Source organism: Methylovorus glucosotrophus (genome assembly GCF_009858335.1).
Lineage (GTDB): Bacteria > Pseudomonadota > Gammaproteobacteria > Burkholderiales > Methylophilaceae > Methylovorus > Methylovorus glucosotrophus.
In genome coordinates, this window is sequence record NZ_VMSE01000002.1 from 436,783 (window position 1) to 458,017 (window position 21,235).

A 21,235-nucleotide genomic window follows, 5' to 3' on the forward strand; every position below is an offset into this window, starting at 1 on the left:
CGTTGTTGCTGGCATTGTTACATACCCAGAAACTGTTTAAGTCAACCTAGAGGTTTCCGTCCTTGGGGCGGAAAGTTGGTGTTATTGCATGTTATCCACGCTGTTCAAGAAAATTTTCGGTAGCCGCAATGAGCGGCTGGTCAAACAATACGCACAGAATGTGCAGGTGATTAACGCGCTGGAGCCTGCATTGCAGAGCTTGAGCGATGAACAGCTGAAAGCCAAAACAGAGGAGTTCAAGCAGCGCTATCAGAATGGCGAGTCGCTTGAAAAACTGCTGCCGGAAGCATTTGCAGTAGTGCGTGAAGGCAGTCGCCGTATTCTGGGTATGCGTCACTTTGACGTACAGTTGATCGGGGGCATGGTACTCAACGCTGGCAAGATTGCCGAAATGCGTACCGGTGAAGGTAAAACCCTGGTGGCTACATTGCCGGCTTACCTGAATGCGCTGACCGGCAAGGGCGTGCATGTCATTACCGTCAACGATTACCTGGCAAAGCGTGATGCCGAGTGGATGGCCCGCCTTTACAACTTCCTGGGTTTGACCGTCGGTATCAATCTCTCGCAGATGTCACATGATGCCAAGCAAGAGGCATATGCGGCCGACATCACCTACGGCACCAATAACGAATTCGGGTTTGACTACCTGCGCGACAACATGGTGTTTACCTCCCAGGAACGCGTGCAGCGCGGTCTCAGCTATGCGCTGATTGATGAAGTCGACTCCATCCTGATTGACGAAGCGCGTACCCCGCTGATTATTTCCGGTCAGGCCGATGACAGCATCGACCTTTATGTGCAGATGAATGGCATCGCCGCCAAGCTCAAGCGCCAGCAGGAAGAAGAAGGCGAGGGGGATTTCTGGGTGGATGAGAAATCCCATCAGGTCCTGATGTCAGAAGCCGGACATGAGCACGCCGAACAATTGCTGGCCGAGGCCGGTTTGCTGTCCGAAGGCGCCAGTCTTTACGATGCCGCCAGCATTAGCCTGGTTCACCACATGTATGCCGCCTTGCGCGCCCAATCTCTCTTCCACCGCGATCAGCACTATGTGGTGCGCGATGGCGAAATCGTGATCGTGGATGAATTCACCGGCCGCATGATGCCGGGCCGCCGCTGGTCCGATGGCTTGCATCAGGCCGTTGAAGCCAAGGAAGGCGTGGCGATCCAGAAAGAAAACCAGACGCTGGCATCCATTACCTTCCAGAATTACTTCCGCATGTACGGCAAGCTGTCCGGCATGACCGGTACTGCCGATACCGAAGCTTACGAATTCAACCAGATCTATGGTCTTGAAACCGTCGTGATTCCAACCCATCGTGGCATGCAGCGCAAAGACATGATGGACAAGGTCTACCGCACCTCCGGCGAGAAATACCGCGCCGTTATCGAAGACATCAAGGATTGCCAGAGCCGTGGGCAACCCGTGCTGGTGGGTACCACTTCGATTGAAAACTCCGAACTGATTTCGCATCTGCTGAACGAAGCCAAGCTGGAGCACCAGGTGTTGAACGCCAAGCAGCACGAGCGCGAGGCACAGATCATTGTGCAGGCGGGCCGTCCAGGCGTGATCACCATTGCGACCAACATGGCGGGCCGTGGTACCGACATCGTGCTGGGGGGCAACCCTGAGCCAGAGATTGCGCTGGTGCGCAGCGATGAAAGCCTGAGCGACGCTGACAAGGAAGCCCGTATCGCCGCCATCAAGGCCGATTGGCAGAAGCAGCATGACGCTGTGCTGGCTGCAGGTGGCCTGCATATTATTGGTACTGAGCGCCATGAGTCACGCCGCGTGGATAACCAGTTGCGCGGCCGTTCTGGCCGTCAGGGTGACCCAGGTTCCAGCCGTTTCTATCTCTCTCTCGAAGACCAGTTGCTGCGTATTTTCGCTTCTGACCGCGTATCCGCCATCATGGAGCGTCTGAAAATGCCGGATGGCGAAGCGATTGAGCACCCATGGGTGACGCGCGCCATCGAGAATGCACAGCGCAAGGTGGAAGGCCGCAACTTCGATATTCGCAAGCAGCTGCTTGAGTACGATGATGTGTCCAATGATCAGCGCAAGGTGATCTACCAGCAGCGTAACGAGTTGCTGGAAGCCGCCGATGTGGGCGAGACCATCGCCGCCATGCGTGCGGATGTGGTGAATGACACCTTTGCTTCCCATATCCCGCCGGGCACGCTCGAAGAGCAGTGGGATATTGCCGGTCTGGAGAAAGTCCTGCTGGCCGATCTGGGTCTGGATATTCCTCTGCAAAAGATGCTGGAAGAAAATCCTGACCTGCATGAAGAAACCCTGCGTGAGCATGTGCTGAATGCGGCGGAGGCGGCGTATGCTGCCAAAGAGCAACAGGCCAGTGCCGATGTCATGCGCCAGTTTGAACGCGCCGTGATGCTGCAAAGTCTTGATAACCATTGGCGCGAGCATCTGGCAGCGCTGGATCATCTGCGTCAGGGCATACACCTGCGGTCTTATGCGCAGAAAAACCCCAAGCAAGAGTACAAGCGCGAAGCCTTTGAGTTGTTCGCTGCTCTCCTGGATACCGTAAAGCGTGAAGTCACCCAGATCACCATGCTGGTGCAAGTACGCAATGAAGCCGATGTGGAAGCCGTAGAAAAACCGGTGGAGCTGGAAAACGTGCAATACCAGCATGCTGACTTTGATGCGAGTGCCAGCGTCGGTGAGGATCCACTGGCCGTTGCGGATGTTTCCGCGACGGAAGAAAGCCAGCCCTTTGAACGCGAAGGCGTCAAGGTCGGGCGTAATGATCCATGCCCATGCGGCTCTGGTAAAAAGTACAAGCAGTGCCATGGCAAACTGAGCTGATTGATCGCGTATTGTCTGACTTGAAAAAACCCGGCTGATGGCCGGGTTTTTTTATTGGTGGCATGGCTTTTGCGTGAATATGCCTGTGAAAGAAGCGCCTGGCAGTTGTCAGTCCGGGCAAAAAGCGGAAGGCGAGGGCATATTGAGGGCAGTCAGCAGCAAGATGGCAGGGATGTCGCTGGGCATTGGCAGCTGGGTCGGCTTGATGCCAGCGTTCGCTCATGCCGCCCCCACTGGCCCCGGCATGGTGCCGGTGACACAGATCAGTGCCGGGGATACGGCGTGGATGCTGACGGCCACGGCTCTGGTGCTGCTGATGACCATTCCCGGCCTCGCCTTGTTTTACGCAGGGATGGTGCGCAAGAAGAATGTACTTTCGAGCGCCTTCCAGAGCCTGGCGGTCACCTGTGTGGTCACCCTGGTATGGGTGGTGGTGGGCTACAGTCTGGCCTTCACGCCATCCAGTTTTTTCATTGGCGGTTTTGATCGGGTCTTGCTGCATGGCCTGGGCTTCAGCCCTGATGGGGCGGAGATCAGCGTCAGCCATATTGCCTCCAGCGTCCCTGAAGCCGTGTTTGTCATGTTTCAGCTTACCTTTGCCATCATTACGCCAGCCCTGCTGACAGGCGCTTTTGCCGAGCGCATCCGCTTCCCTGCCATGCTGCTGTTTATCGCGCTATGGAGCTTGCTGATCTATGCGCCGATTGCGCACTGGGTGTGGGAGCCCGGCGGATGGCTGGCGGCGCAGGGCGTGCTCGATTTTGCGGGCGGCACCGTCGTGCATATCAACGCCGGTATTGCCGGTCTGGTCTGCGCATATATGCTGGGGCCGAGGTTGGGGTATGGCCGAGTTGCTTTCCCGCCATTCAATCTTACCTATACCTTGCTCGGTGCTTCCCTGCTTTGGGTAGGCTGGTTTGGGTTTAATGCGGGCTCTGCTGTGGCGGCGGATGGGCGTGCGGCCATGGCCATGCTGGTCACGCAAGTGGCGACGGCCATGGCGGTGTTAACCTGGATGGCGCTGGAGTGGTGGGTGAAGGCGCGCGCGACCTTGCTTGGCGCTTGCTCGGGCGCCGTGGCGGGCCTGGTCGCCATTACACCGGCCTCAGGGTTTGTGGATGCAGGTGGTGCGCTGATTATCGGCGTGGTGGCAGGCATCGCCTGTTATTGGGGCGCCACCGGCTTGAAGCAGGTGCTGGGTGCGGATGATGCGCTTGATGTGTTTGGTATTCATGGCATAGGCGGCATTGTGGGGGCCTTGCTGACCGGCTTGCTGGCCAATCCCGCTGTCGGTGGCATGCATGGCAACATGATCGCGCAAACCACAGGGGTGATTGCCACCCTGGTGTATAGCGGGGTGGGTACTTGGGTGATCCTCTTGCTTGTGAATCTGGTAAGTCCGCTGCGGGTGAGTGCCGAGGATGAGGAAGATGGGCTGGATATTTCCCAACATGCGGAGCGTATCATCTGATGGCGGATACTGAAAAAACAGCGATAGCTGCGCACCTCTATGTTTCCTTGCGTCGGGTTGCCAACCGCGTCATTGATATCGAGTGGATGGCGCAAAATGAAGAGTATGCCCGTGCGATCATCAAATTCGCGGTTGAACAGGGCAATGACGAACTGGCGCGCCAGGCGCTACGCTACCAGGCCTTGCTAAATGGGGAGCAAGGCCCTGCCCGAACCGAGGCCGCCGCCCCTTCAGTCGATACTGTCAAGAAGCGCTATATCGGCACATTGCGGTAGTGTTGCCAGATCATATCTTCGGAGATGCTTGCTGCCGACAGGCTGGGTCCATGTGATTATTCAGGTGGTCTCATCTTGGCCTGCACTACCTTCTTTCCATTGCACTATCAATCCCGGCCATCTCCAGGATTTTCTGCGCCTATAGCTCGCTGCATGTTTGTTATAATCCTGAGGCTATTCTCCAGAGGTTGTTTCCCATGAGTTCTGAACCCAATTCCACCGTTGTATCCTCGCCCTGTATCGGCGTCTGTGCCATGAACGAAGAAACCGGCTTGTGCGAAGGCTGTTTTCGCACCATAGACGAGATTCGCGAGTGGTGGGATATGTCGCCACAGCAGCGCCATGAAGTAAAAGAACGGCTGGCACAGCGCCAGATCGAAATCGCCCGTTTCGACGACTAAGCCCGGTCTGCTACCCGGCTGCTTGCGCTATTCTCCGTGCGCGCGATGACCTCACAGGGTTACGCCACTGCACATGTCATGCCCTTGTCGCGGTGATCGGGTAAAATCGCGACTACTTTCTAATTTCGTGTCCATCTTTCGGGAAACCTCCACATGCCAGTTCATCTTACTGCTCCTGATGCCGCTACCCTGAAGCCGGTTGCCGGCATTACCCTGGGTTATGCCAAAGCCCATATCCGCAAGCCAGACCGCAAGGATGTACTGGTCATGCAGCTGAGCCCTGGGACGCGTGTGGCAGGCGTATTCACGCAGAACCGGTTTTGTGCCGCCCCAGTGACGCTTTGCCGTGAACACCTGGCTGCGGGAAATGAGATCCGTGCGCTGGTGGTGAATACGGGTAATGCCAACGCAGGCACTGGTGAGCCCGGCATGCAGCATGCGCGTGAAACCTGCGATGCCCTGGCCACCTTGCTGGGCTGCCAGGCCGGGCAGATTCTGCCATTTTCGACGGGTGTGATTCTGGAGCCTTTGCCGATTGAACGGCTGGTGGCAGGTTTACCTGCAGCCGTGGCAGCTCAACGCGCCGATGGCTGGCTGGATGCGGCCGAAGCCATCATGACCACCGATATCGTGGCCAAGGGAGCATCGCGTCAGGTGACGCTGGGCGGCAAGCAAGTAACAGTGACCGGCATTGCCAAGGGCTCCGGCATGATACATCCCAACATGGCGACCATGCTGGGCTATGTGGCGACCGATGCCGCAGTTAGTCAGTCGGCTTTGCAGGCGATCATTGATCACGCGGTAAATCACTCGTTCAACTGTATTACCGTCGATGGCGACACCTCCACCAATGACTCCCTGATCCTGATGGCAACGGGCCAGGCAGGAAATGCGGAAATTACCGAAAGCAGCAGTGAGTTTGAGGCTTTGCGTGCGGTGATGACGGAAGTCGCCGTTGAACTGGCGCAAGCCATTGTGCGCGATGGCGAGGGTGCTACCAAGTTCATGACCATACATGTGGAAGCAGGCAAAGACCGCGAAGAATGCCGCAAGGTGGCGTATGCCATTGCGCACTCCCCGCTGATCAAGACGGCATTCTTTGCCTCTGACCCGAATCTTGGCCGTATTCTGGCGGCTATCGGTTACGCCGGTATCGCTGACCTGGATGTCAACGCCATGCAGCTTTATCTGGGCGATGTGCTGGTCGCAGAGCATGGCGGCCGCGCTGCCAGCTATGAAGAGGCGCAGGGTGCAGCCGTCATGAAGGAAGCGGAAATCACGGTGCGGGTGGTGCTGAATCGCGGTAGCGCAAAAGCCACCGTGTGGACCTGTGATTTTTCCTATGATTACGTCAAGATCAATGCAGACTATCGCTCCTGATTATTGAATTCAGACGAGGCCATCCATGGCAGATATTGAACAATTGATACAGAAAGCCGAGCGCCTGCTCGACCGTCTGGAAAAGCACTTGCTGCCGCAGGCGCAGGATACCGATTGGAGTGCGATCGCCTGGCGCTGGGTTGCGCATCAGGGGCGTGGTTATCTGCAAGCCGTGCATCACCCGCATTATGTCAGCCTGTATGGCCTGCAAAATGTGGATGAGCAGAAGGCGCGCATCGTGCGCAACACCGAGCAGTTTGTGCGTGGCCTGCCGGCCAATAATGTGTTGCTGACCGGCGCGCGCGGTACCGGAAAGTCTTCCCTGGTGAAAGCGGTGCTGAGCCACTTTGCCCAGCATGGTTTGCGGCTGGTGGAAGTGGAAAAGCAGGATCTGGTGTCATTGCCAGAGATCGTGGCGATTTTGCGCGAGCGCCCCGAACGCTTTATTGTCTTCTGCGATGATCTGACGTTTGATGCTGGTGAGCCTGGCTACAAGGCGCTCAAGGTGGTGCTGGATGGCTCGGTCTCTGCGACCTCGGACAACGTGCTGGTGTACGCCACCTCCAATCGCCGCCACCTCATGCCAGAGTACATGGCCGAAAATCTCGAAACCCAGCATCTGGGTGAAGAGATACGCCCTGGCGATACCGCTGAAGAAAAAATTTCGCTGTCGGAGCGCTTTGGCCTGTGGCTGTCCTTCTATCCATTCAGCCAGCAAGACTATTTGCGCGTGGCCGAACAGTGGCTGGAATACCATGGCATCACGCCGTTTACCGAAGATGCGCGCCAGGCGGCCTTGCAGTTTGCGCTGGCTCGCGGCTCGCGCAGTGGCCGCATTGCCTCGCAATTTGCCCGCGATTATGCCGGGCAGGCCAAGCTGAGCGAACTGGCAGCCGTCAGCAATCCTCCGGATGCGCAATGACCGATAAGCCTGTGGTGCATGCCGCTGTGGCGGTGCTGGTGCGGGAAGATGGCAAAGTGCTTCTGGCGCAACGCCCTGAAGGCAAGCCCTGGGCCGGATGGTGGGAGTTTCCCGGCGGCAAGATTGAGCAGGGCGAATCAGTCTTGCAAGCGCTTAAACGTGAAATAGAAGAGGAGCTCGGCACCGCGATTGTCGAGGCTTATCCCTGGATTACCCGCCGCTTTGCCTATCCCGAGCGTACCGTTCAATTGCATTTCTATCAGGTGCGGCGATGGACTGGTGAGCCACATGGGCGCGAAGGTCAGGCCTTGTCCTGGCAATGGCCTTCTGCGGTGGATGTCGGGCCTTTGTTGCCTGCGAACGAACCATTGCTGCGCATGCTGAGCTTGCCCTCCATATATGCGATTACGCAGCTGGAGGCGCTGGGTGAGCCGGTGTTTCTGGCCCGGCTGGAGCGGGCATTGCAAGGCGGCTTGAAGCTGATACAGGTGCGCGAAAAGCATCTGAGTGAAGAGGCTCTACAGGCTTTTGCCACTAAAGTCCTTGCGCTGGCGCGCCCTTACGGTGCCAGAGTCTTGCTGAATGCGTCGCCGGAATTGGCCTCCAGCGTGCATGCCGATGGCGTGCATCTCAACAGCCAGGCGCTGATGGCCCTGGAACAAAAGCCTGAAGGCTTGGTGGTGGGGGCTTCCTGCCATGATGCGCACGAGCTTGCCCGCGCGGCTGAGCTTGAGCTCGACTTCGTCGTCTTTTCCCCCGTGCTGCGAACCCTGTCCCATCCGGATGCCAAGCCTCTGGGCTGGCATGGGTTTGCTGAGGGCATTGCCGGCTACGCCTTGCCAGTCTATGCATTGGGTGGTTTGCAAGCATCCCATCTGCAAGAGGCGTGGCGTCATGGCGCGCACGGTATTGCCATGTTGAGAGGATGTTGGAATGAAAACAGCTAAGCGCAAAAAATGGGCGATATTGGCGCTGTTGCTTATGGTGGGCGCGGCCGCACTTTATTTCTATATGCGGGCGCCAGCGATGCCGCAGAGTATCAAATTGTTATATTGCCCAGCACCGGTGGACGGCTGTGGTGATCAGAGTCTGCATGTCGTGTTTGCCTCGTCGCCTGCGGTGCTGAAGCCCTTTGGTATCGATGTCGCCATGGCCGGTGCTCAGACCATACATGCCAGTTTTGCCATGGACGGCATGGAGATGGGGCTTAACAAATACCGGCTGCTGCAGAAGCCCGATGGCCGCTGGCATGGGGATATTACGTTGCCGGTGTGTGTGCAGGGGCGCAGTGACTGGATCGCGCGTATTGACGTTGAAACCGCCGCCGGGCTGCAGCGCTATCAGTTTACCTTCAAGGCGGAGTCGCGCTGAGGGCTGGCGGGTGCTGGCTAATCGGCTGCCGCTTTTACCAGACTGCTGTGCGTGTAGACATGCTGCTTGCCGTGGCTGTCCTGCACATGCAATTTGAACGTGACATTTGAGCCTGCTTTCAGCGGGGCCTTCAGATCAAACAGCATCAGGTGAAAGCCGCCTGGCTCCAGATTGACCGCTTGCTGCGCTTTTAATGGCAAGGTTTCCAGCATGCGCATCCGCATGACACCGTCGTTCATGGTCATGCTGTGTATTTCCACCGATCCTGCAACATCGCTTTCCACTTTGGTCAGGGTGGCGTCTTCAGCGCTGGTCAGTGTCATGTAGGCTGCGCCCACGGCTTGTCCCGGTGCGGTGGCACGTACCCAGTCATGGCTGATGCGCAAGGCATCGGCTGCCCAGACGCTCTGGGTGGCAGACAATAACAGGCATAAGGCGATACATCTGAGCTGTTGGAACATGGGCATGACTCCTTATTCTTCCAGGAATTCGTCAGGTTCTATGGGTTGTGTAATACGGTAACCCTCGTCTGCCCACAAGCCCAGGTCAATCAGCTTGCAGCGCTCGGAGCAAAAGGGACGAAAACGGTTTTCGACAGAGTATTCGGATACGGCTTGGCATTGGGGACAGGTGACCAAGCGTTTTTTGATGGGTTTTACAGGTTGCACAGGGTAAGGGTGAAGTTAACGTTTTTATCGCATGCACGCGGCTTTTGCGCGTAGTCCAGGCTATTGAAGCGGATGTTGATGGCGTATTTGTTGGCACTGACTTCCGGGAAGCATTCGACATCATCGTCGACCTGCAATCTCAGCATCTGGGCAGGTTTGGAGCCGCCCAGCATTTGCTGGTACACGCCATTGACGGCGGTCAGTTCGACGGTATTGCCGCTGCCGCGCAAAATATGCAGGATGATGCGCAAGGCGTCATAAATGCTGATCAATGGCTGCAGCCAGTTATCGAGATCCTGGCGGCGCCTGTCTTCATCCAGCCCCAGCCAGTAATGGTAGGACGGCAGATCAAACTCGCACACGCCGCCCGGGATGCCAGCGCGCTGTTTGATGCTCATCAGCCAGTCGTTATCTCGCAGGGTTTGGCCAAGCTTGGTGGTGTTCTGGCGCAGGGCTTTGCTGGTATTTTCGATTTCGCCGATCAGGTCGGTAAGCACTTTTTCGGCGATGGATGGATTGCCAAGCAAGCTGGTCATGACGATCTTTTGCCGGTCCAGCTCTTGCAGCAAGTCCGCCTTCAATTCGGCACGATCAATGACATCGAGAATCTGGAACAGGGAGAGCAGCGCGCAGTGATGGTGATACTCATGCCCGGCCGCCATATTGTGCAGCACTTTAGTGAACAGATCCTCCAGGCGCAGCAGCGTCCGGATACGTTCATTAAATGGGTAATCGTAACTGGGCACGGGCTTTTTTGGCTGAGCGCTTAGCGTTTTTAAAGTTACGGTGGATTATGAAATCTAATTGCTAACTATGCAAGGATTAATGTATTTTTGGTGAAAAGCGATGACATTTTTTTGTAATTCATCCAGGCTGCCGTTGTTGCTGATGATGTCATTTGCCAATTGCCGACGGGTTTCGCGGGATAGCTGGGCTGCCATGATGTTTTTCACTTCGATTTCCGACATTCGGCTGCGCTGCATGGTGCGGGCAATCTGTATGGATTCCTCACAATCAATCAGCAGGCTGCGATCTATCAATCGCTGGTAGCGTTCGCTTTCAAACAGCAGAGGCACCACGATGATGCTGTATGGCGCGGTGTTGCGAACCTTCTGCAGCTGGCGTTGCGCTTCTTCATAAATAGCCGGGTGCAAAATGCCTTCCAGCTGCTGGCGTGTCGCAGCATCCTCAAATACCTTGCTGCGTACAGCGGCGCGGTTGAGGCTGCCATCTGCGTTAAGCATGTCATTTCCCAGTTCCTTGGCGATCGCCAATACAGCTGGTTGGCCTGCTGCGGTGAGCTGGTGCGAGATGACATCCACATCAATGACCGGGGTGCCCAGGGCAGCAAACTGCGCTGCTGCCGCTGATTTTCCGCTGCCTATGCCGCCCGTCAGTCCTACGATCATGTCAGCTGCCCAGGTAAAAGCTTGCCAGGGTCGGGCCGAAGAACAAGGCGGCAATGCCGCCTAAAGCCAGGTAGGGGCCAAATGGGATGGGCGTGCTGCGACCATGGCGTGCAAACAGAATCAAGCCTATGCCAATCACCGAGCCTGCGAGTGAGGAAAGCAGGATGACGGCAGGCAGCATTTGCCAGCCAAACCAGGCGCCGATGGCCGCAAGCAATTTGAAGTCGCCGTAGCCCATGCCTTCTTTGCCTGTTATCAGCTTGAACAGCCAATAGATGCTCCACAGGATGAGATATCCGGCTGCGGCGCCAGTCACGGCGGAGTACAAGTCGGTAAAGCCGCCATTGAGATTGACCAGCAAGCCCAGCCATAGCAAAGGGAGCGTGATGTCGTCAGGCAGCAGCTGCGTATCCAGGTCAATGAAGGTCAGGGCGATCAATGCAAAAACAAATAGCCAGGCAAACACCGTCATGCCGCCGTAGCCTAGTTTCCAGCTCACCAGAGCGGTCAGGAGCCCAGTAAGCAGCTCGACCGCAGGGTAGCGCAGGCTGATAGGCGCTTTGCAAGCCCGGCATTTGCCGCGCAGGCCCAGGTAGCTGATCAGGGGGATGTTCTCAATGGCCGTGATGGCATGCCCGCAATGCGGACAGCAGGAACGTGGAGTCAGCAGGTTGAATTTTTTCGGAGGTTCTGAAGGTGGCTGTCCGTCGAGTGACTGGCAATTCATTCGCCATTCCGCTTCCATCATTTTAGGCAGCCGATGAATGACGACATTCAGAAAGCTGCCTACCAGAAGCCCGAGCAGGGCAGAAACGGCTATAAAAAAGGCAGGGGAGTCCTGCAATACCTGAAGAAAATTGCTAATAACGTCGGGCATACGCTTGTTCCATTAAACTTTCTGCATCATCGCACCGTTATACAGATATAAGCAACTATCCACTGTCGGGTACAGTCACACTTGAAATTGCGCCGTATCGACGCCACTTACACCTTAACCAACCACTTAAAACGAAAGGAAGCGAATGATGGAAAACACTGTCCAAGCTGCATGGGAAGCCCCGGTCGTTTGCCGCGTAGAGGTTGATCTTCCAGGATGGATGGAGCAGTTGACCGGCCGCTCCAACTGGGAAGTCTATGGAGAAGAGGAGGACGACGGATACATGAGCTTTGCCATGAGGCAGGGACGGCAACAGGCTGAAGTGACGCTCTACCATAACGGCTATGCCGTGGTGGATGTTGATGGGCGTGCCTTGTTTGATGGAGCGCTCACGCCAGATACCAGCCCCTGCGCCCACCTCAGCTACTATCGTGCCGATAGCGGCGAGCAGATTGTATTGAATTGATGTAGCGCCAGGATGCCTTGCGCATCCTGGCACCTGCTTCATTGTGTTGAAAAAACGCCACCACCCTTAGCGGGTTGGTGGCGTTTTTGTTGGTGCACGCGTTCTGCGACTGCTTAAAATGTGCGGTCCACTGCAAATTCGGCCAGTTTTAGCAGTGCCTGGCGTGAAGGAGAGTCCGGCAGATGCTGAATCGCGTCGCACCCGGCCTTGGCCTCTTGCCGCGCAATCGCGCGCACCTGATCAAGCGCGCCAGTCTCGTGCACGGCTTGCATGACAGCAGGGAGTTCATCCAGACCGCCCTCTTCAATCGCTTTGCGTATGGTCTGGGCTTGTGCGGTAGTGCCCAGACGCATGGCGATCAGCAGAGGCAGGGTTGGTTTGCCTTCTGCCAAGTCGTCACCCAGATTTTTGCCAATTTCCTGGCTGTCGCCGCTGAAATCCAATACGTCATCAATCAGCTGAAACGCGGTGCCGAGTCGCATGCCGTATTCCGCCATCGCCTGTTCATCCTGTTCCGAGGCTGCGCAGATAATCGCGCCCAGGCGGGTGGCGGCCTCAAACAGCTTGGCCGTTTTGTAATGGATGACTTTGAGATAGGCCTCATCGGTGATGTCGGCATCGTGTACGTTCAGCAGTTGCAATACTTCGCCTTCGGCGATGATGTTGGTGGCTTCGGCCAGCACTTCCATTACACGCATGCTTTCAACGCCGACCATCATCTGAAAGGCGCGTGAGTAGATGAAGTCGCCCACCAGTACGCTGGCTGCATTGCCGAACAAGGTGTTGGCCGTGGCGCGCCCACGGCGCATGGCGGATTCATCGACGACATCGTCGTGCAGCAAGGTGGCGGTGTGGATGAACTCCACAACAGCGGCGAGCTCGTGATGGCGCGCATTTACCTCGCCAAACGCGCCGGCGGACAGAAGCACCAGCGCAGGCCGCAGGCGCTTGCCGCCACCATTGATGATGTACTCGGCAACCTGGTTGATCAGAACAACATCGGAGTGAAGGGATTTGCGAATCACCGCGTCGACTGCTTGCATGTCTTGAGCGATGCAGGATTGTATAAAAGCGAGGGACACGAGTATCAGCCAGAATTAGATGCGGCATTTTAACATATAGGGTATGGGCATATACAGCGCTTGTCCCGTGCTTGTTGGCCTTGCGCAACGTCTGCGGCATAATGTCGGCGTTATGGCGAATTGTTTGCGGAAAAGCGCATTAAGATTTGCTAAACGTCCAATTTTCCGTATAATGCTCGATTCATTTGAATGCGTAGCGAACGAGGCTAGATCATGTATGCAGTCATCAAGACCGGCGGTAAGCAGTACCGTGTAGCAGCCGGCGACAAACTTAAGGTTGAGAAGTTGGTGGGCGAAGTCGGTAGCGACATCACCATTGACCAAGTATTAATGGTTGCTGACGGCGACAACGTTACTATCGGTGCTCCTGTCATCGCTGGTGCCACTGTCAAGGCCAAGGTGGTCGCACACGGTCGTGCTGACAAGGTCTTGATCTTCAAGATGCGTCGTCGTAAGCACTATCGCAAGACCCAGGGTCATCGTCAGGATTTCACTGAAATCCAGATCGAAAACATTGCTGCCAAGTAATTCGGCTGCAGTTACTTGAGATAAGGAATAAAACATGGCACACAAAAAAGCAGGCGGTAGTTCCCGTAACGGCCGCGACTCGCAGGCCCAGCGACTGGGCGTGAAAGCCTTCGGCGACCAATTGGTTTCTGCTGGCAGCATTATTGTTCGTCAACGTGGCACCCGCATGCACGCTGGTGACAATGTTGGCATGGGCAAGGATCACACCCTGTTTGCCAAGGTGGATGGCAAGGTTGCTTTCTCAGTTAAGGGCGCTCTGCGTCGCAAGCTGGTCAGCATCATCCCTGCTTAATTCGCAGCACAGGTTGGTAAAAGCCCTATCGCACAGATAGGGCTTTTTTATTTCAGGCGTGCATGTCGGAAAAAACGGCTTGCTATAATAAGCCGCGCTTGTCGATATTGAGATTGACTGGAAAACATGAAATTCATAGATGAAGCAACCATCAAGGTCTACGCCGGCGACGGCGGTAATGGCGTAGCCACCTTCCGGCGCGAAAAGTACGAGCCCATGGGCGGTCCCAATGGCGGCGATGGCGGTCGTGGTGGCTCCATCTATGCGGTCGCTGACCGCAACATCAATACCCTGGTGGATTATCGATACACGCGAACCTTCCGCGCCCAGCGTGGTGAAAATGGTCGCGGTTCGGATCAGTACGGTGCAGGTGGTGAAGACCTGATACTGCGTGTGCCCGTGGGCACGGTGATCAGCAACAAAGCCACCGAGCAAGTGCTGATCGACCTCGCCGAGCATGGTCAGCAGGCTTTGCTGGCTAAAGGCGGTAATGGCGGCCTGGGCAATATTCATTTCAAATCCAGTGTTAATCGTTCTCCCCGTCAATGTACCAAGGGGGAGCCTGGCGAAGAGTTTGAGCTTTATTTCGAGCTGAAGGTCCTGGCTGATGTCGGCTTGCTCGGCATGCCAAATGCAGGCAAGTCGACGTTTATTCGCTCGGTCTCTGCAGCCAAACCCAAAGTAGCGGATTATCCTTTCACCACGCTGCATCCCAATCTTGGCGTGGTACGCGTGGATACCAATCGCAGTTTTGTCATTGCCGATATTCCCGGGCTGATAGAAGGCGCAGCCGAAGGGGCTGGCCTTGGTCACCAATTCCTGCGGCATCTGGCACGCACGCGCTTGTTGCTGCATCTTGTCGACATTGCGCCCTTTGATGAGTCGGTTGATCCAGTCAAAGAAGCCCGTGCGATTGTGGAAGAGCTGCGCAAATACGACGAGTCCCTTTATCAAAAGCCACGCTGGCTGGTGCTGAACAAGGTCGACATGCTGTCTGACAGTGCCGAGGTTGTCGCCGCCTTTGTGCGCGATTATGGCTGGGAAGGCCGTGTGTTCGCCATTTCGGCGCTGGCAGGCATCGGTTGCAAAGAGCTGACCTACGCCATCATGGAACATATCGAATCTGTACGCGCGGGTGAGCATGCGCAAGAGGATCAAGATGGACTCCCTGCTGCTTGAGGCTGATTGCATTGTCGTCAAGGTAGGTTCAAGTCTGGTCACCAATAATGGTGAGGGACTGGATCGGCAGGCGATTGCCGCCTGGGCGGACCAGATTTCGCATCTGGTAAAGCAGTCTCGGCAAGTGGTGCTGGTTTCCAGTGGGGCGGTTGCCGAAGGCATGCAGCGGCTGGGCTGGAAAAAACGGCCCAAGGCCGTAAATGAGTTGCAGGCCGCCGCGGCTGTTGGTCAAATGGGGCTGGTGCAGATGTACGAAAGTTGCTTCAGCAAACACGGTCTGCACACCGCCCAAGTGCTGCTGACGCATGATGATCTGGCAGACCGCAAGCGTTACCTGAATGCGCGCAGCACATTGCGTACCCTGCTTGATCTCGGTGTCATCCCCATCATCAATGAAAACGATACGGTCGTCACCGACGAAATCCGCTTTGGGGATAACGACACCCTGGGCGCGCTGGTGGCCAATCTGATTGAAGCGGATGCGCTGGTTATTCTTACCGATCAGCAAGGTTTGTACTCGGCTGACCCACGCAAAAATCCCGATGCCCAATTCATTAACCACGCGGTGGCGGGTGCTCCCGAACTGGAAGCCATGGCAGGCGGGGCGGGCAGCAGTGTCGGTACTGGTGGCATGCTGACCAAGATACTGGCGGCCAAGCGTGCGGCACGCAGTGGAGCCCATACCGTGATCGCCTCAGGCCGTGAACCGCAGGTGCTGGTGCGACTGGCCGCGGGTGAAGCGGTGGGGACACACCTGCAAGCAGGCCAGGTGAAATTGATGGCTAAAAAACAATGGCTGGCAGATCATCTGCGCCTTTCCGGCAAGGTCATCATGGATGATGGCGCCGTGAAAGCGCTACGCGAAGATGGCAAAAGTTTGCTGCCAATAGGCGTGCTTTCGGTCGAGGGCAGTTTTGAGCGCGGAGAGGCAGTGGCCTGTTTTGATCAGCGGGGGCAGGAAATTGCCCGTGGCCTCGTAAACTACAGTGCCAGTGAAACCTCGCGCATCCTGCGCAAGCCCAGCGCGGATATCGCCCAGATACTGGGCTATGTGGATGAAGCCGAGCTGATTCACCGCGATAATCTTATTCTTTTGTAAAGGTAGCTTCCATGTCTACAACACAGGCGCAAGTCGCCATCATCATGGGGTCTGATAGCGATTGGCCCGTCATGCGGCTCGCAGCGCAAATGCTGGCTGATTTTGGCGTCGCATATGAAGCCCGCGTGGTGTCGGCTCATCGTACTCCGGACCTGATGTTCGAGTTTGCCGAGCAGGCCGCTGGGCGTGGCTTCAAGATAATCATCGCCGGTGCTGGTGGTGCTGCTCACTTGCCTGGCATGGTCGCTGCCAAGACCATACTGCCTGTTCTGGGCGTACCTGTACCTTCCAAGCATTTGCAGGGGCAAGACTCCCTGTTATCGATCGTGCAGATGCCCAAAGGTATCCCCGTGGCCACCTTCGCCATTGGCGAAGCCGGGGCGGCAAACGCTGGCTTGTTTGCCATCGCCATGCTGGCGACACAGGATGCTGCGCTGGCTACCAAATTAAATGAATTCCGTGCGGCCCAGGCCGACAAAGTATTTGCCATGCAATTATCGGAGCAACCTTGAGCGTGAAATTAGCTGAACTTTCTTCCAAGATTTTGCCGCCTGCCATGCTCGGCATGCTGGGTGGCGGCCAACTGGGCCGTTTTTTTGTGATTGCTGCACATGAAATGGGTTACCGCGTGACCGTGCTTGACCCTGATCTGAACAGCCCCGCAGGCAAAATTGCAGATGTGCATTTATGTGCGGCTTACGATGATCGTGAAGCGCTTGAGTCCATGGCGCAAAGCTGTGTTGCGATTACCACCGAATTTGAAAATGTCCCGGCCGAAACGCTGGAGTTTTTTGAGCAGACCCGCATTGTGCGTCCTGCCGCCGCTGCAGTTGCCACAGCGCAGCATCGCGTCAAGGAAAAAAACTTCATACGCGATGCTGGCTTGCCAGTGGCGCCCTTCCATGTGATTGAATCCGCTGCTGATTTTAATGCGGTGGATGCCGCGATTTACCCGGCGATTCTGAAAGTGGCGCGATTTGGCTATGACGGCAAAGGCCAGGCCCGCGTGAGTGGGCGCGAGGAAGCTGAAGCGGCGTTTGAGCAGTTTGGTGGCGAAACCTGCGTGCTGGAGAAAATGCTGGCGCTGGATCTTGAAGTTTCCGTGGTGCTGGCGCGGGATGTGCATGGGCATGTGGCTACCTTCCCGGTAGCAGAAAACAGCCATCTGAATGGCATTCTGGATATCAGCATTGCCCCTGCGCGCTGTAGTGATGCCTTGCGTGAAAAGGCCACGGCGCTGGCGATTGAACTGGCACAGAAGCTGGAATACGTTGGCGTGCTGGGTGTAGAGTTTTTTGTATGTGGCGACCAGATTCTGGTGAATGAAATTGCTCCGCGGCCGCATAATTCCGGGCACTACACGCTGGATGGCTGCGTGACCAACCAGTTTGAACAGCAAGTGCGAGTGCTGACCGGACACGCCTTGGGCGATGCGCGTTTGCATAGCCCGTCTGTCATGGTGAATATCCTGGGCAATATCTGGCACGATGGCGAGCCGGATTGGGCGGCTGCGTTTGCCGTGCCAGCCCTCAAGCTGCATTTGTATGGCAAACATGAGCCCCGTGCTGGTCGCAAGATGGGCCATTTTACGGTGGTGGATGCGAATGCGGATAATGCTTATGGTTTAGCCATGCAAGCCCGTGAGGCTCTGGGGATTGGCGAGTAACGCACCACAAGGGATTTTATTAAGGAAGTTGGTCGATGTGAGGGTGCGAAGTTTGCACCCTCATTTGTTTTGTTGCGCTTGTTTTTTTGAGATCGTTTCGGGCTTCGTTGCTCGCAGAATATCCTGAAGTCGAATGCGGGTGTATTGGATTGGCGCCATTGAAAAGGATGGCGGGTGATCTGAGTGTGGGGTTCGGGCGCTAACACCCAATAAAAAAGCCGAACATCTGTTCGGCTTTTTTGCTTGCAGCTATGTAGCTTGAATACTATGCCATGGCCTTGATAGAGGCAGACAGGCGGCTCTTATGGCGAGCGGCCTTGTTCTTATGGATGATATTCTTGTCCGCGATACGATCAATCACGCTTACATTTTCGATGTAAGCAGTTTGTGCGGCAGCTTTGTCACCTGCTTCAACCGCTTTGATGATCTTTTTGATCGCGGTGCGCAAAGTGGAACGTAAGCTGGCGTTGTGGGCGCGTTGCTTAACTGCCTGACGGGCACGTTTTCTCGCCTGTGCGCTATTAGCCATGGATAATCCTAATCAAGTTTGTAAATTCGAAGCCGAGCATATTAGCCGTTTTTTTGCCATCGTGCAAGTTGTCTCGCGCATGTTGCGCTTTAGGCTTGCCATGTGGGCATGCTAAAATCATGCGCTTGTATTCATGGCGTTAGGTATGCTGCTGCTATCGGTGTGCCGATGCATTCATTGCCGGGTTTGCGCCTTGGTTTAGACCCCGATGTCCATGAGTGATTTTGCAGGTGTTGGACTTAAAGAGTGGCTTCGCAGGCCACGCGCATTTTATAGATGGCTCCGCGCCAACCCACGGCGGTGGCAGAATATTAATTGAAAATACTGGCGTAATGAACCTCTTAAAAGCTCTGGCTACTGTCGGCAGCATGACCTTTGTCTCGCGCATCCTCGGTTTTGTGCGCGATACGCTGATTGCTCGTGTATTTGGCGCAGGTATATACACCGACGCTTTTTTTGTTGCCTTCAAAATCCCCAATCTGTTGCGTCGCCTGTTTGCCGAGGGCGCGTTTTCGCAGGCGTTTGTGCCTGTGCTGGCCGAATACAAAAACCGGCGCGGCCACGAAGAAACCCGTCTTCTGGTGGATCATGTCGCCACCTTGCTCGGGCTGGCCCTTATCATCGTGACGATATTGGGCATGCTGGCAGCGCCCTGGGTGGTGTATATCAGTGCACCCGGCTTTGAATCCGAGCCGGATAAATTCGCCATGACCGTGGCGCTATTGCGCGTGACGTTTCCGTATATCTTCTTTATCTCGCTGGTCTCGCTGGCGGGCGGCGTGCTGAATACCTATAGCAAGTTTTCCGTACCTGCCTTTACGCCAGTCTGGCTCAATATCACCTTCATTGTGGCCGCGCTGTTTTTTGCGCCTTACTTTGATCCCCCCGTCATGGTACTGGGGTGGGCGGTATTTGCTGGCGGTGTGTTGCAGCTGGTGTATCAAGTGCCATACTTGCGCCAGATCGGTCTCCTGCCCCGAATACGACTCGGGTTGGGTGACGAGGGAGTCTGGCGTATTTTGCGTTTGATGGGCCCGGCGGTGTTTGGTGTGTCGATCGCACAGATTTCCTTGCTCATCAACACCATCTTCGCTTCCTTTCTGCAGACTGGCAGTGTCTCCTGGCTATATTACGCAGATCGCCTGATGGAGTTTCCGACCGGCATTCTTGGCGTTGCGCTGGGGACCATCCTGCTGCCCAGCCTGTCCAAAAGCTTTGCTGACAAGGCCGATGGCGAATACTCGCAATTGCTCGACTGGGGGCTACGCCTGACGTTTATTCTGGCTTTGCCCGCGGCGGTGGCATTGGCGGTGATTGCCGTGCCGCTGGTGGCGAGCCTGTTCCACTATGGCGCGTTTTCCGAACAGGATGTATGGATGACACGGCAGGCCTTGATGGCATACAGCCTGGGGCTGCTTGGCCTGATTCTGGTCAAGGTGCTGGCGCCTGCGTTTTACTCGCGGCAGGACATTAAAACCCCAGTGAAGATCGCCATTTTTACCCTGCTGGCGACGCAGGCGATGAATCTGCTGTTCATCGGTCCATTCAAGCATGCCGGGCTGGCACTGGCCATTGGGCTGGGCGCTTGCCTGAATGCCGGGCTGCTCTATTTTTACTTGCGCCGAGCCAATATCTACAAGCCGCAAGCTGGCTGGTGGATGTTCATGTTCAAGCTGCTGGTCGCGGTTTCCGTGATGGGCGGCGTGTTGTATGTCGCCATGGGCGACAACCAGCACTGGATGCACCTCAAGTTGCTGGCCAAGCTGACTTCCGTGACTATGCTGGTAGCGTTGGGGGCGGTTTCTTATTTTGCTGCGCTCTGGCTGATGGGCATACGGCCCAAGGACTTCATGCGGCGGGTGGCTATCTGATGCGGGTATTCCGACATTTTCCTGCAAGCGGAGAGCGCCCCCCGGCAGCGCTGGCGATAGGCAATTTTGATGGCGTACACCTTGGCCATCAGGCCTTGTTGCGCCAGCTGGTGCAAGTGGCGGCGGCGCGAGGTTTGCAACCTGTGGTGATGACCTTTGAGCCACATCCGCGTGAATTTTTTACGCCTTTACAAGCGCCAGCGCGCCTGACTTCGCTGCGGGAGAAGCTCGAACACTTTATCGAGGCCGGTGTGGCAGATGTCTATGTTTGCCATTTCAATCAGCGCTTCGCCGCGCTGGAGGCTTCTGCCTTCATGCAGGATATTCTGCGTGGGCAATTGAATGCCGAAGCCATACTGGTGGGCGATGACTTCCGCTTTGGTGCGCGGCGCCAGGGTGGGCTGGACGATCTGCGCCAGGCCGGCTTTGCACTGGAAAGCGTGCCAGAGATTCAACTGGATGGCGATCGCATTTCCAGCACGCGCGTGCGTCAGGCGCTGCATGACGGCGACTTGCCCCTGGCGAGTGCCTTGCTGGGACGTTACTACAGCATCAGCGGCAAGGTGGTACATGGTCGCAAATTGGGGCGCCAGCTGGGATTTCCCACTGCAAACATACACATGCGGCACGAACGGCCTGCACTGACCGGGGTATATGCGGTAAAATTGGATGGTTTGCCGGGTGTGGCCAATCTTGGCGTGCGCCCGACCATTGCCGGAACCCCGCGCCTGAGTCTTGAGGTCCATTTGCTGGATTACAGCGGCGACCTTTACGACCGCCATGTCCATGTCAGCTTTCTGAAAAAGCTGCGTGATGAAATGAAGTTCCCCGGGCTGGATGCGCTCAAGCTGCAAATAGCGCTGGATAGTGCCCAGGCCCGCACCTTTTTTGCAAGCCAGGGTGGCTGATCAGGGTGCCTGAT

General features: G+C 56.1%; 24 protein-coding genes. 17 read left to right on the forward strand and 7 right to left on the reverse strand.

Translation table 11 applies throughout. The features are described 5' to 3' along the window. The first annotated feature begins 88 nt into the window (after positions 1–88). The 8 genes from secA to FNL37_RS13180 all read left to right on the forward strand — a co-directional run bounded on the left by secA (position 89) and on the right by FNL37_RS13180 (position 8,647). Positions 89–2,827: a preprotein translocase subunit SecA gene (gene secA / locus FNL37_RS13145; RefSeq protein ID WP_013441325.1), complete on the forward strand. Its 2,739-nt coding sequence runs from the start codon at positions 89–91 to the stop codon at positions 2,825–2,827. A gap of 79 nt (positions 2,828–2,906) precedes the next feature. Beyond that, positions 2,907–4,298, forward strand: coding sequence for an ammonium transporter (locus FNL37_RS13150; protein WP_170291290.1), 1,392 nt, complete (start codon positions 2,907–2,909; stop codon positions 4,296–4,298). Then, positions 4,298–4,573: a hypothetical protein gene (locus FNL37_RS13155; protein ID WP_159356439.1), complete on the forward strand. Its 276-nt coding sequence runs from the start codon at positions 4,298–4,300 to the stop codon at positions 4,571–4,573. Before FNL37_RS13150 ends, FNL37_RS13155 begins: the two co-directional genes overlap by 1 nt. Before the next feature lie 197 nt (positions 4,574–4,770). Then, positions 4,771–4,974, forward strand: a complete 204-nt coding sequence (locus tag FNL37_RS13160) for a DUF1289 domain-containing protein (protein ID WP_015829397.1) — start codon at positions 4,771–4,773, stop codon at positions 4,972–4,974. A gap of 153 nt (positions 4,975–5,127) precedes the next feature. Further along, positions 5,128–6,354 carry a bifunctional glutamate N-acetyltransferase/amino-acid acetyltransferase ArgJ gene (gene argJ, locus FNL37_RS13165; RefSeq protein ID WP_159356440.1) on the forward strand — a complete coding sequence of 409 codons (1,227 nt, stop codon included), beginning with the start codon at positions 5,128–5,130 and terminating at the stop codon, positions 6,352–6,354. Between the two features lie 25 nt (positions 6,355–6,379). Further along, a complete protein-coding gene (locus FNL37_RS13170) occupies positions 6,380–7,276 on the forward strand; it encodes an ATP-binding protein (RefSeq protein ID WP_013441331.1) in 897 nt (298 codons plus the stop codon). Next, a complete protein-coding gene (locus FNL37_RS13175; protein WP_159356441.1) occupies positions 7,273–8,223 on the forward strand; it encodes a Nudix family hydrolase in 951 nt (316 codons plus the stop codon). Before FNL37_RS13170 ends, FNL37_RS13175 begins: the two co-directional genes overlap by 4 nt. Continuing rightward, on the forward strand, positions 8,210–8,647 hold the full coding sequence (locus FNL37_RS13180) for a hypothetical protein (protein ID WP_159356442.1): 438 nt from the start codon (positions 8,210–8,212) through the stop codon (positions 8,645–8,647). The genes FNL37_RS13175 and FNL37_RS13180 overlap by 14 nt, the downstream gene beginning before the upstream one ends. 17 nt (positions 8,648–8,664) lie before the next feature. On the opposite strand, the gene FNL37_RS13185 is transcribed toward FNL37_RS13180, so the two are convergent. The 5 genes from FNL37_RS13185 to FNL37_RS13205 are packed head-to-tail and all read right to left on the reverse strand — an operon-like array spanning position 8,665 to position 11,601. After that, the gene (locus FNL37_RS13185; protein ID WP_211371971.1) at positions 8,665–9,108 is read right to left on the reverse strand and encodes a copper chaperone PCu(A)C; all 444 of its coding nucleotides are present in this window, start codon (positions 9,106–9,108) and stop codon (positions 8,665–8,667) included. A 12-nt stretch (positions 9,109–9,120) separates the two neighbouring features. After that, on the reverse strand, positions 9,121–9,315 hold the full coding sequence (locus FNL37_RS13190) for a DNA gyrase inhibitor YacG (protein WP_425325807.1): 195 nt from the start codon (positions 9,313–9,315) through the stop codon (positions 9,121–9,123). Continuing rightward, the gene (gene zapD, locus FNL37_RS13195) at positions 9,303–10,061 is read right to left on the reverse strand and encodes a cell division protein ZapD (protein WP_015829403.1); all 759 of its coding nucleotides are present in this window, start codon (positions 10,059–10,061) and stop codon (positions 9,303–9,305) included. Before zapD ends, FNL37_RS13190 begins: the two co-directional genes overlap by 13 nt. A gap of 54 nt (positions 10,062–10,115) precedes the next feature. Beyond that, positions 10,116–10,724, reverse strand: coding sequence for a dephospho-CoA kinase (gene coaE, locus FNL37_RS13200; RefSeq protein ID WP_159356444.1), 609 nt, complete (start codon positions 10,722–10,724; stop codon positions 10,116–10,118). Position 10,725: 1 nt separating this feature from the next. After that, on the reverse strand, positions 10,726–11,601 hold the full coding sequence (locus tag FNL37_RS13205; RefSeq protein WP_159356445.1) for a prepilin peptidase: 876 nt from the start codon (positions 11,599–11,601) through the stop codon (positions 10,726–10,728). A gap of 145 nt (positions 11,602–11,746) precedes the next feature. On the opposite strand from FNL37_RS13205, the gene FNL37_RS13210 reads away from it, so the two are divergent. Further along, entirely contained in the window at positions 11,747–12,067 is a 321-nt protein-coding gene (locus FNL37_RS13210; RefSeq protein WP_041361967.1) for a hypothetical protein, read from the forward strand. Positions 12,068–12,180: 113 nt separating this feature from the next. On the opposite strand, the gene ispB is transcribed toward FNL37_RS13210, so the two are convergent. Continuing rightward, positions 12,181–13,149 (reverse strand): octaprenyl diphosphate synthase, encoded by a 969-nt coding sequence (gene ispB, locus FNL37_RS13215; protein WP_159356446.1) that lies wholly within the window; start codon positions 13,147–13,149, stop codon positions 12,181–12,183. A gap of 213 nt (positions 13,150–13,362) precedes the next feature. Between ispB and rplU the strand changes: the two genes are divergently transcribed. From rplU to FNL37_RS13245, 6 genes are all read left to right on the forward strand, one after another. Further along, a complete protein-coding gene (gene rplU, locus FNL37_RS13220) occupies positions 13,363–13,677 on the forward strand; it encodes a 50S ribosomal protein L21 (RefSeq protein ID WP_013441341.1) in 315 nt (104 codons plus the stop codon). A gap of 34 nt (positions 13,678–13,711) precedes the next feature. Next, entirely contained in the window at positions 13,712–13,969 is a 258-nt protein-coding gene (gene rpmA, locus FNL37_RS13225) for a 50S ribosomal protein L27 (protein WP_013441342.1), read from the forward strand. Between the two features lie 126 nt (positions 13,970–14,095). After that, complete coding sequence (gene cgtA, locus FNL37_RS13230; protein WP_013441343.1) at positions 14,096–15,148, forward strand: Obg family GTPase CgtA; 1,053 nt, start codon at positions 14,096–14,098, stop codon at positions 15,146–15,148. Beyond that, the gene (gene proB, locus FNL37_RS13235; RefSeq protein WP_013441344.1) at positions 15,129–16,247 is read left to right on the forward strand and encodes a glutamate 5-kinase; all 1,119 of its coding nucleotides are present in this window, start codon (positions 15,129–15,131) and stop codon (positions 16,245–16,247) included. Before cgtA ends, proB begins: the two co-directional genes overlap by 20 nt. A gap of 11 nt (positions 16,248–16,258) precedes the next feature. Beyond that, entirely contained in the window at positions 16,259–16,759 is a 501-nt protein-coding gene (gene purE / locus FNL37_RS13240; protein WP_159356447.1) for a 5-(carboxyamino)imidazole ribonucleotide mutase, read from the forward strand. Next, a complete protein-coding gene (locus FNL37_RS13245) occupies positions 16,756–17,913 on the forward strand; it encodes a 5-(carboxyamino)imidazole ribonucleotide synthase (RefSeq protein WP_159356448.1) in 1,158 nt (385 codons plus the stop codon). Before purE ends, FNL37_RS13245 begins: the two co-directional genes overlap by 4 nt. A 265-nt stretch (positions 17,914–18,178) precedes the next feature. Here the strand turns inward: FNL37_RS13245 and rpsT are convergent, their stop codons facing one another. Continuing rightward, complete coding sequence (rpsT, locus tag FNL37_RS13250; protein WP_013441347.1) at positions 18,179–18,442, reverse strand: 30S ribosomal protein S20; 264 nt, start codon at positions 18,440–18,442, stop codon at positions 18,179–18,181. 332 nt (positions 18,443–18,774) lie between these two features. On the opposite strand from rpsT, the gene murJ reads away from it, so the two are divergent. Beyond that, positions 18,775–20,313, forward strand: a complete 1,539-nt coding sequence (gene murJ / locus FNL37_RS13255) for a murein biosynthesis integral membrane protein MurJ (protein WP_159356449.1) — start codon at positions 18,775–18,777, stop codon at positions 20,311–20,313. After that, positions 20,313–21,221, forward strand: coding sequence for a bifunctional riboflavin kinase/FAD synthetase (locus tag FNL37_RS13260; RefSeq protein WP_159356450.1), 909 nt, complete (start codon positions 20,313–20,315; stop codon positions 21,219–21,221). Before murJ ends, FNL37_RS13260 begins: the two co-directional genes overlap by 1 nt. Positions 21,222–21,235: the final 14 nt, after the last annotated feature.

Coding starts and splice junctions, on each gene's coding strand:
- secA (WP_013441325.1), top strand. CDS start 89: ATGTTATCCACGCTGTTCAAGAAAATTTTCGGTAGCCGCAATGAGCGG.
- FNL37_RS13150 (WP_170291290.1), top strand. CDS start 2,907: ATGCCTGTGAAAGAAGCGCCTGGCAGTTGTCAGTCCGGGCAAAAAGCG.
- FNL37_RS13155 (WP_159356439.1), top strand. CDS start 4,298: ATGGCGGATACTGAAAAAACAGCGATAGCTGCGCACCTCTATGTTTCC.
- FNL37_RS13160 (WP_015829397.1), top strand. CDS start 4,771: ATGAGTTCTGAACCCAATTCCACCGTTGTATCCTCGCCCTGTATCGGC.
- argJ (WP_159356440.1), top strand. CDS start 5,128: ATGCCAGTTCATCTTACTGCTCCTGATGCCGCTACCCTGAAGCCGGTT.
- FNL37_RS13170 (WP_013441331.1), top strand. CDS start 6,380: ATGGCAGATATTGAACAATTGATACAGAAAGCCGAGCGCCTGCTCGAC.
- FNL37_RS13175 (WP_159356441.1), top strand. CDS start 7,273: ATGACCGATAAGCCTGTGGTGCATGCCGCTGTGGCGGTGCTGGTGCGG.
- FNL37_RS13180 (WP_159356442.1), top strand. CDS start 8,210: ATGAAAACAGCTAAGCGCAAAAAATGGGCGATATTGGCGCTGTTGCTT.
- FNL37_RS13185 (WP_211371971.1), bottom strand. CDS start 9,108: ATGTTCCAACAGCTCAGATGTATCGCCTTATGCCTGTTATTGTCTGCC.
- coaE (WP_159356444.1), bottom strand. CDS start 10,724: ATGATCGTAGGACTGACGGGCGGCATAGGCAGCGGAAAATCAGCGGCA.
- FNL37_RS13205 (WP_159356445.1), bottom strand. CDS start 11,601: ATGCCCGACGTTATTAGCAATTTTCTTCAGGTATTGCAGGACTCCCCT.
- FNL37_RS13210 (WP_041361967.1), top strand. CDS start 11,747: ATGATGGAAAACACTGTCCAAGCTGCATGGGAAGCCCCGGTCGTTTGC.
- rplU (WP_013441341.1), top strand. CDS start 13,363: ATGTATGCAGTCATCAAGACCGGCGGTAAGCAGTACCGTGTAGCAGCC.
- rpmA (WP_013441342.1), top strand. CDS start 13,712: ATGGCACACAAAAAAGCAGGCGGTAGTTCCCGTAACGGCCGCGACTCG.
- cgtA (WP_013441343.1), top strand. CDS start 14,096: ATGAAATTCATAGATGAAGCAACCATCAAGGTCTACGCCGGCGACGGC.
- proB (WP_013441344.1), top strand. CDS start 15,129: ATGGACTCCCTGCTGCTTGAGGCTGATTGCATTGTCGTCAAGGTAGGT.
- purE (WP_159356447.1), top strand. CDS start 16,259: ATGTCTACAACACAGGCGCAAGTCGCCATCATCATGGGGTCTGATAGC.
- rpsT (WP_013441347.1), bottom strand. CDS start 18,442: ATGGCTAATAGCGCACAGGCGAGAAAACGTGCCCGTCAGGCAGTTAAG.
- murJ (WP_159356449.1), top strand. CDS start 18,775: ATGAACCTCTTAAAAGCTCTGGCTACTGTCGGCAGCATGACCTTTGTC.
- FNL37_RS13260 (WP_159356450.1), top strand. CDS start 20,313: ATGCGGGTATTCCGACATTTTCCTGCAAGCGGAGAGCGCCCCCCGGCA.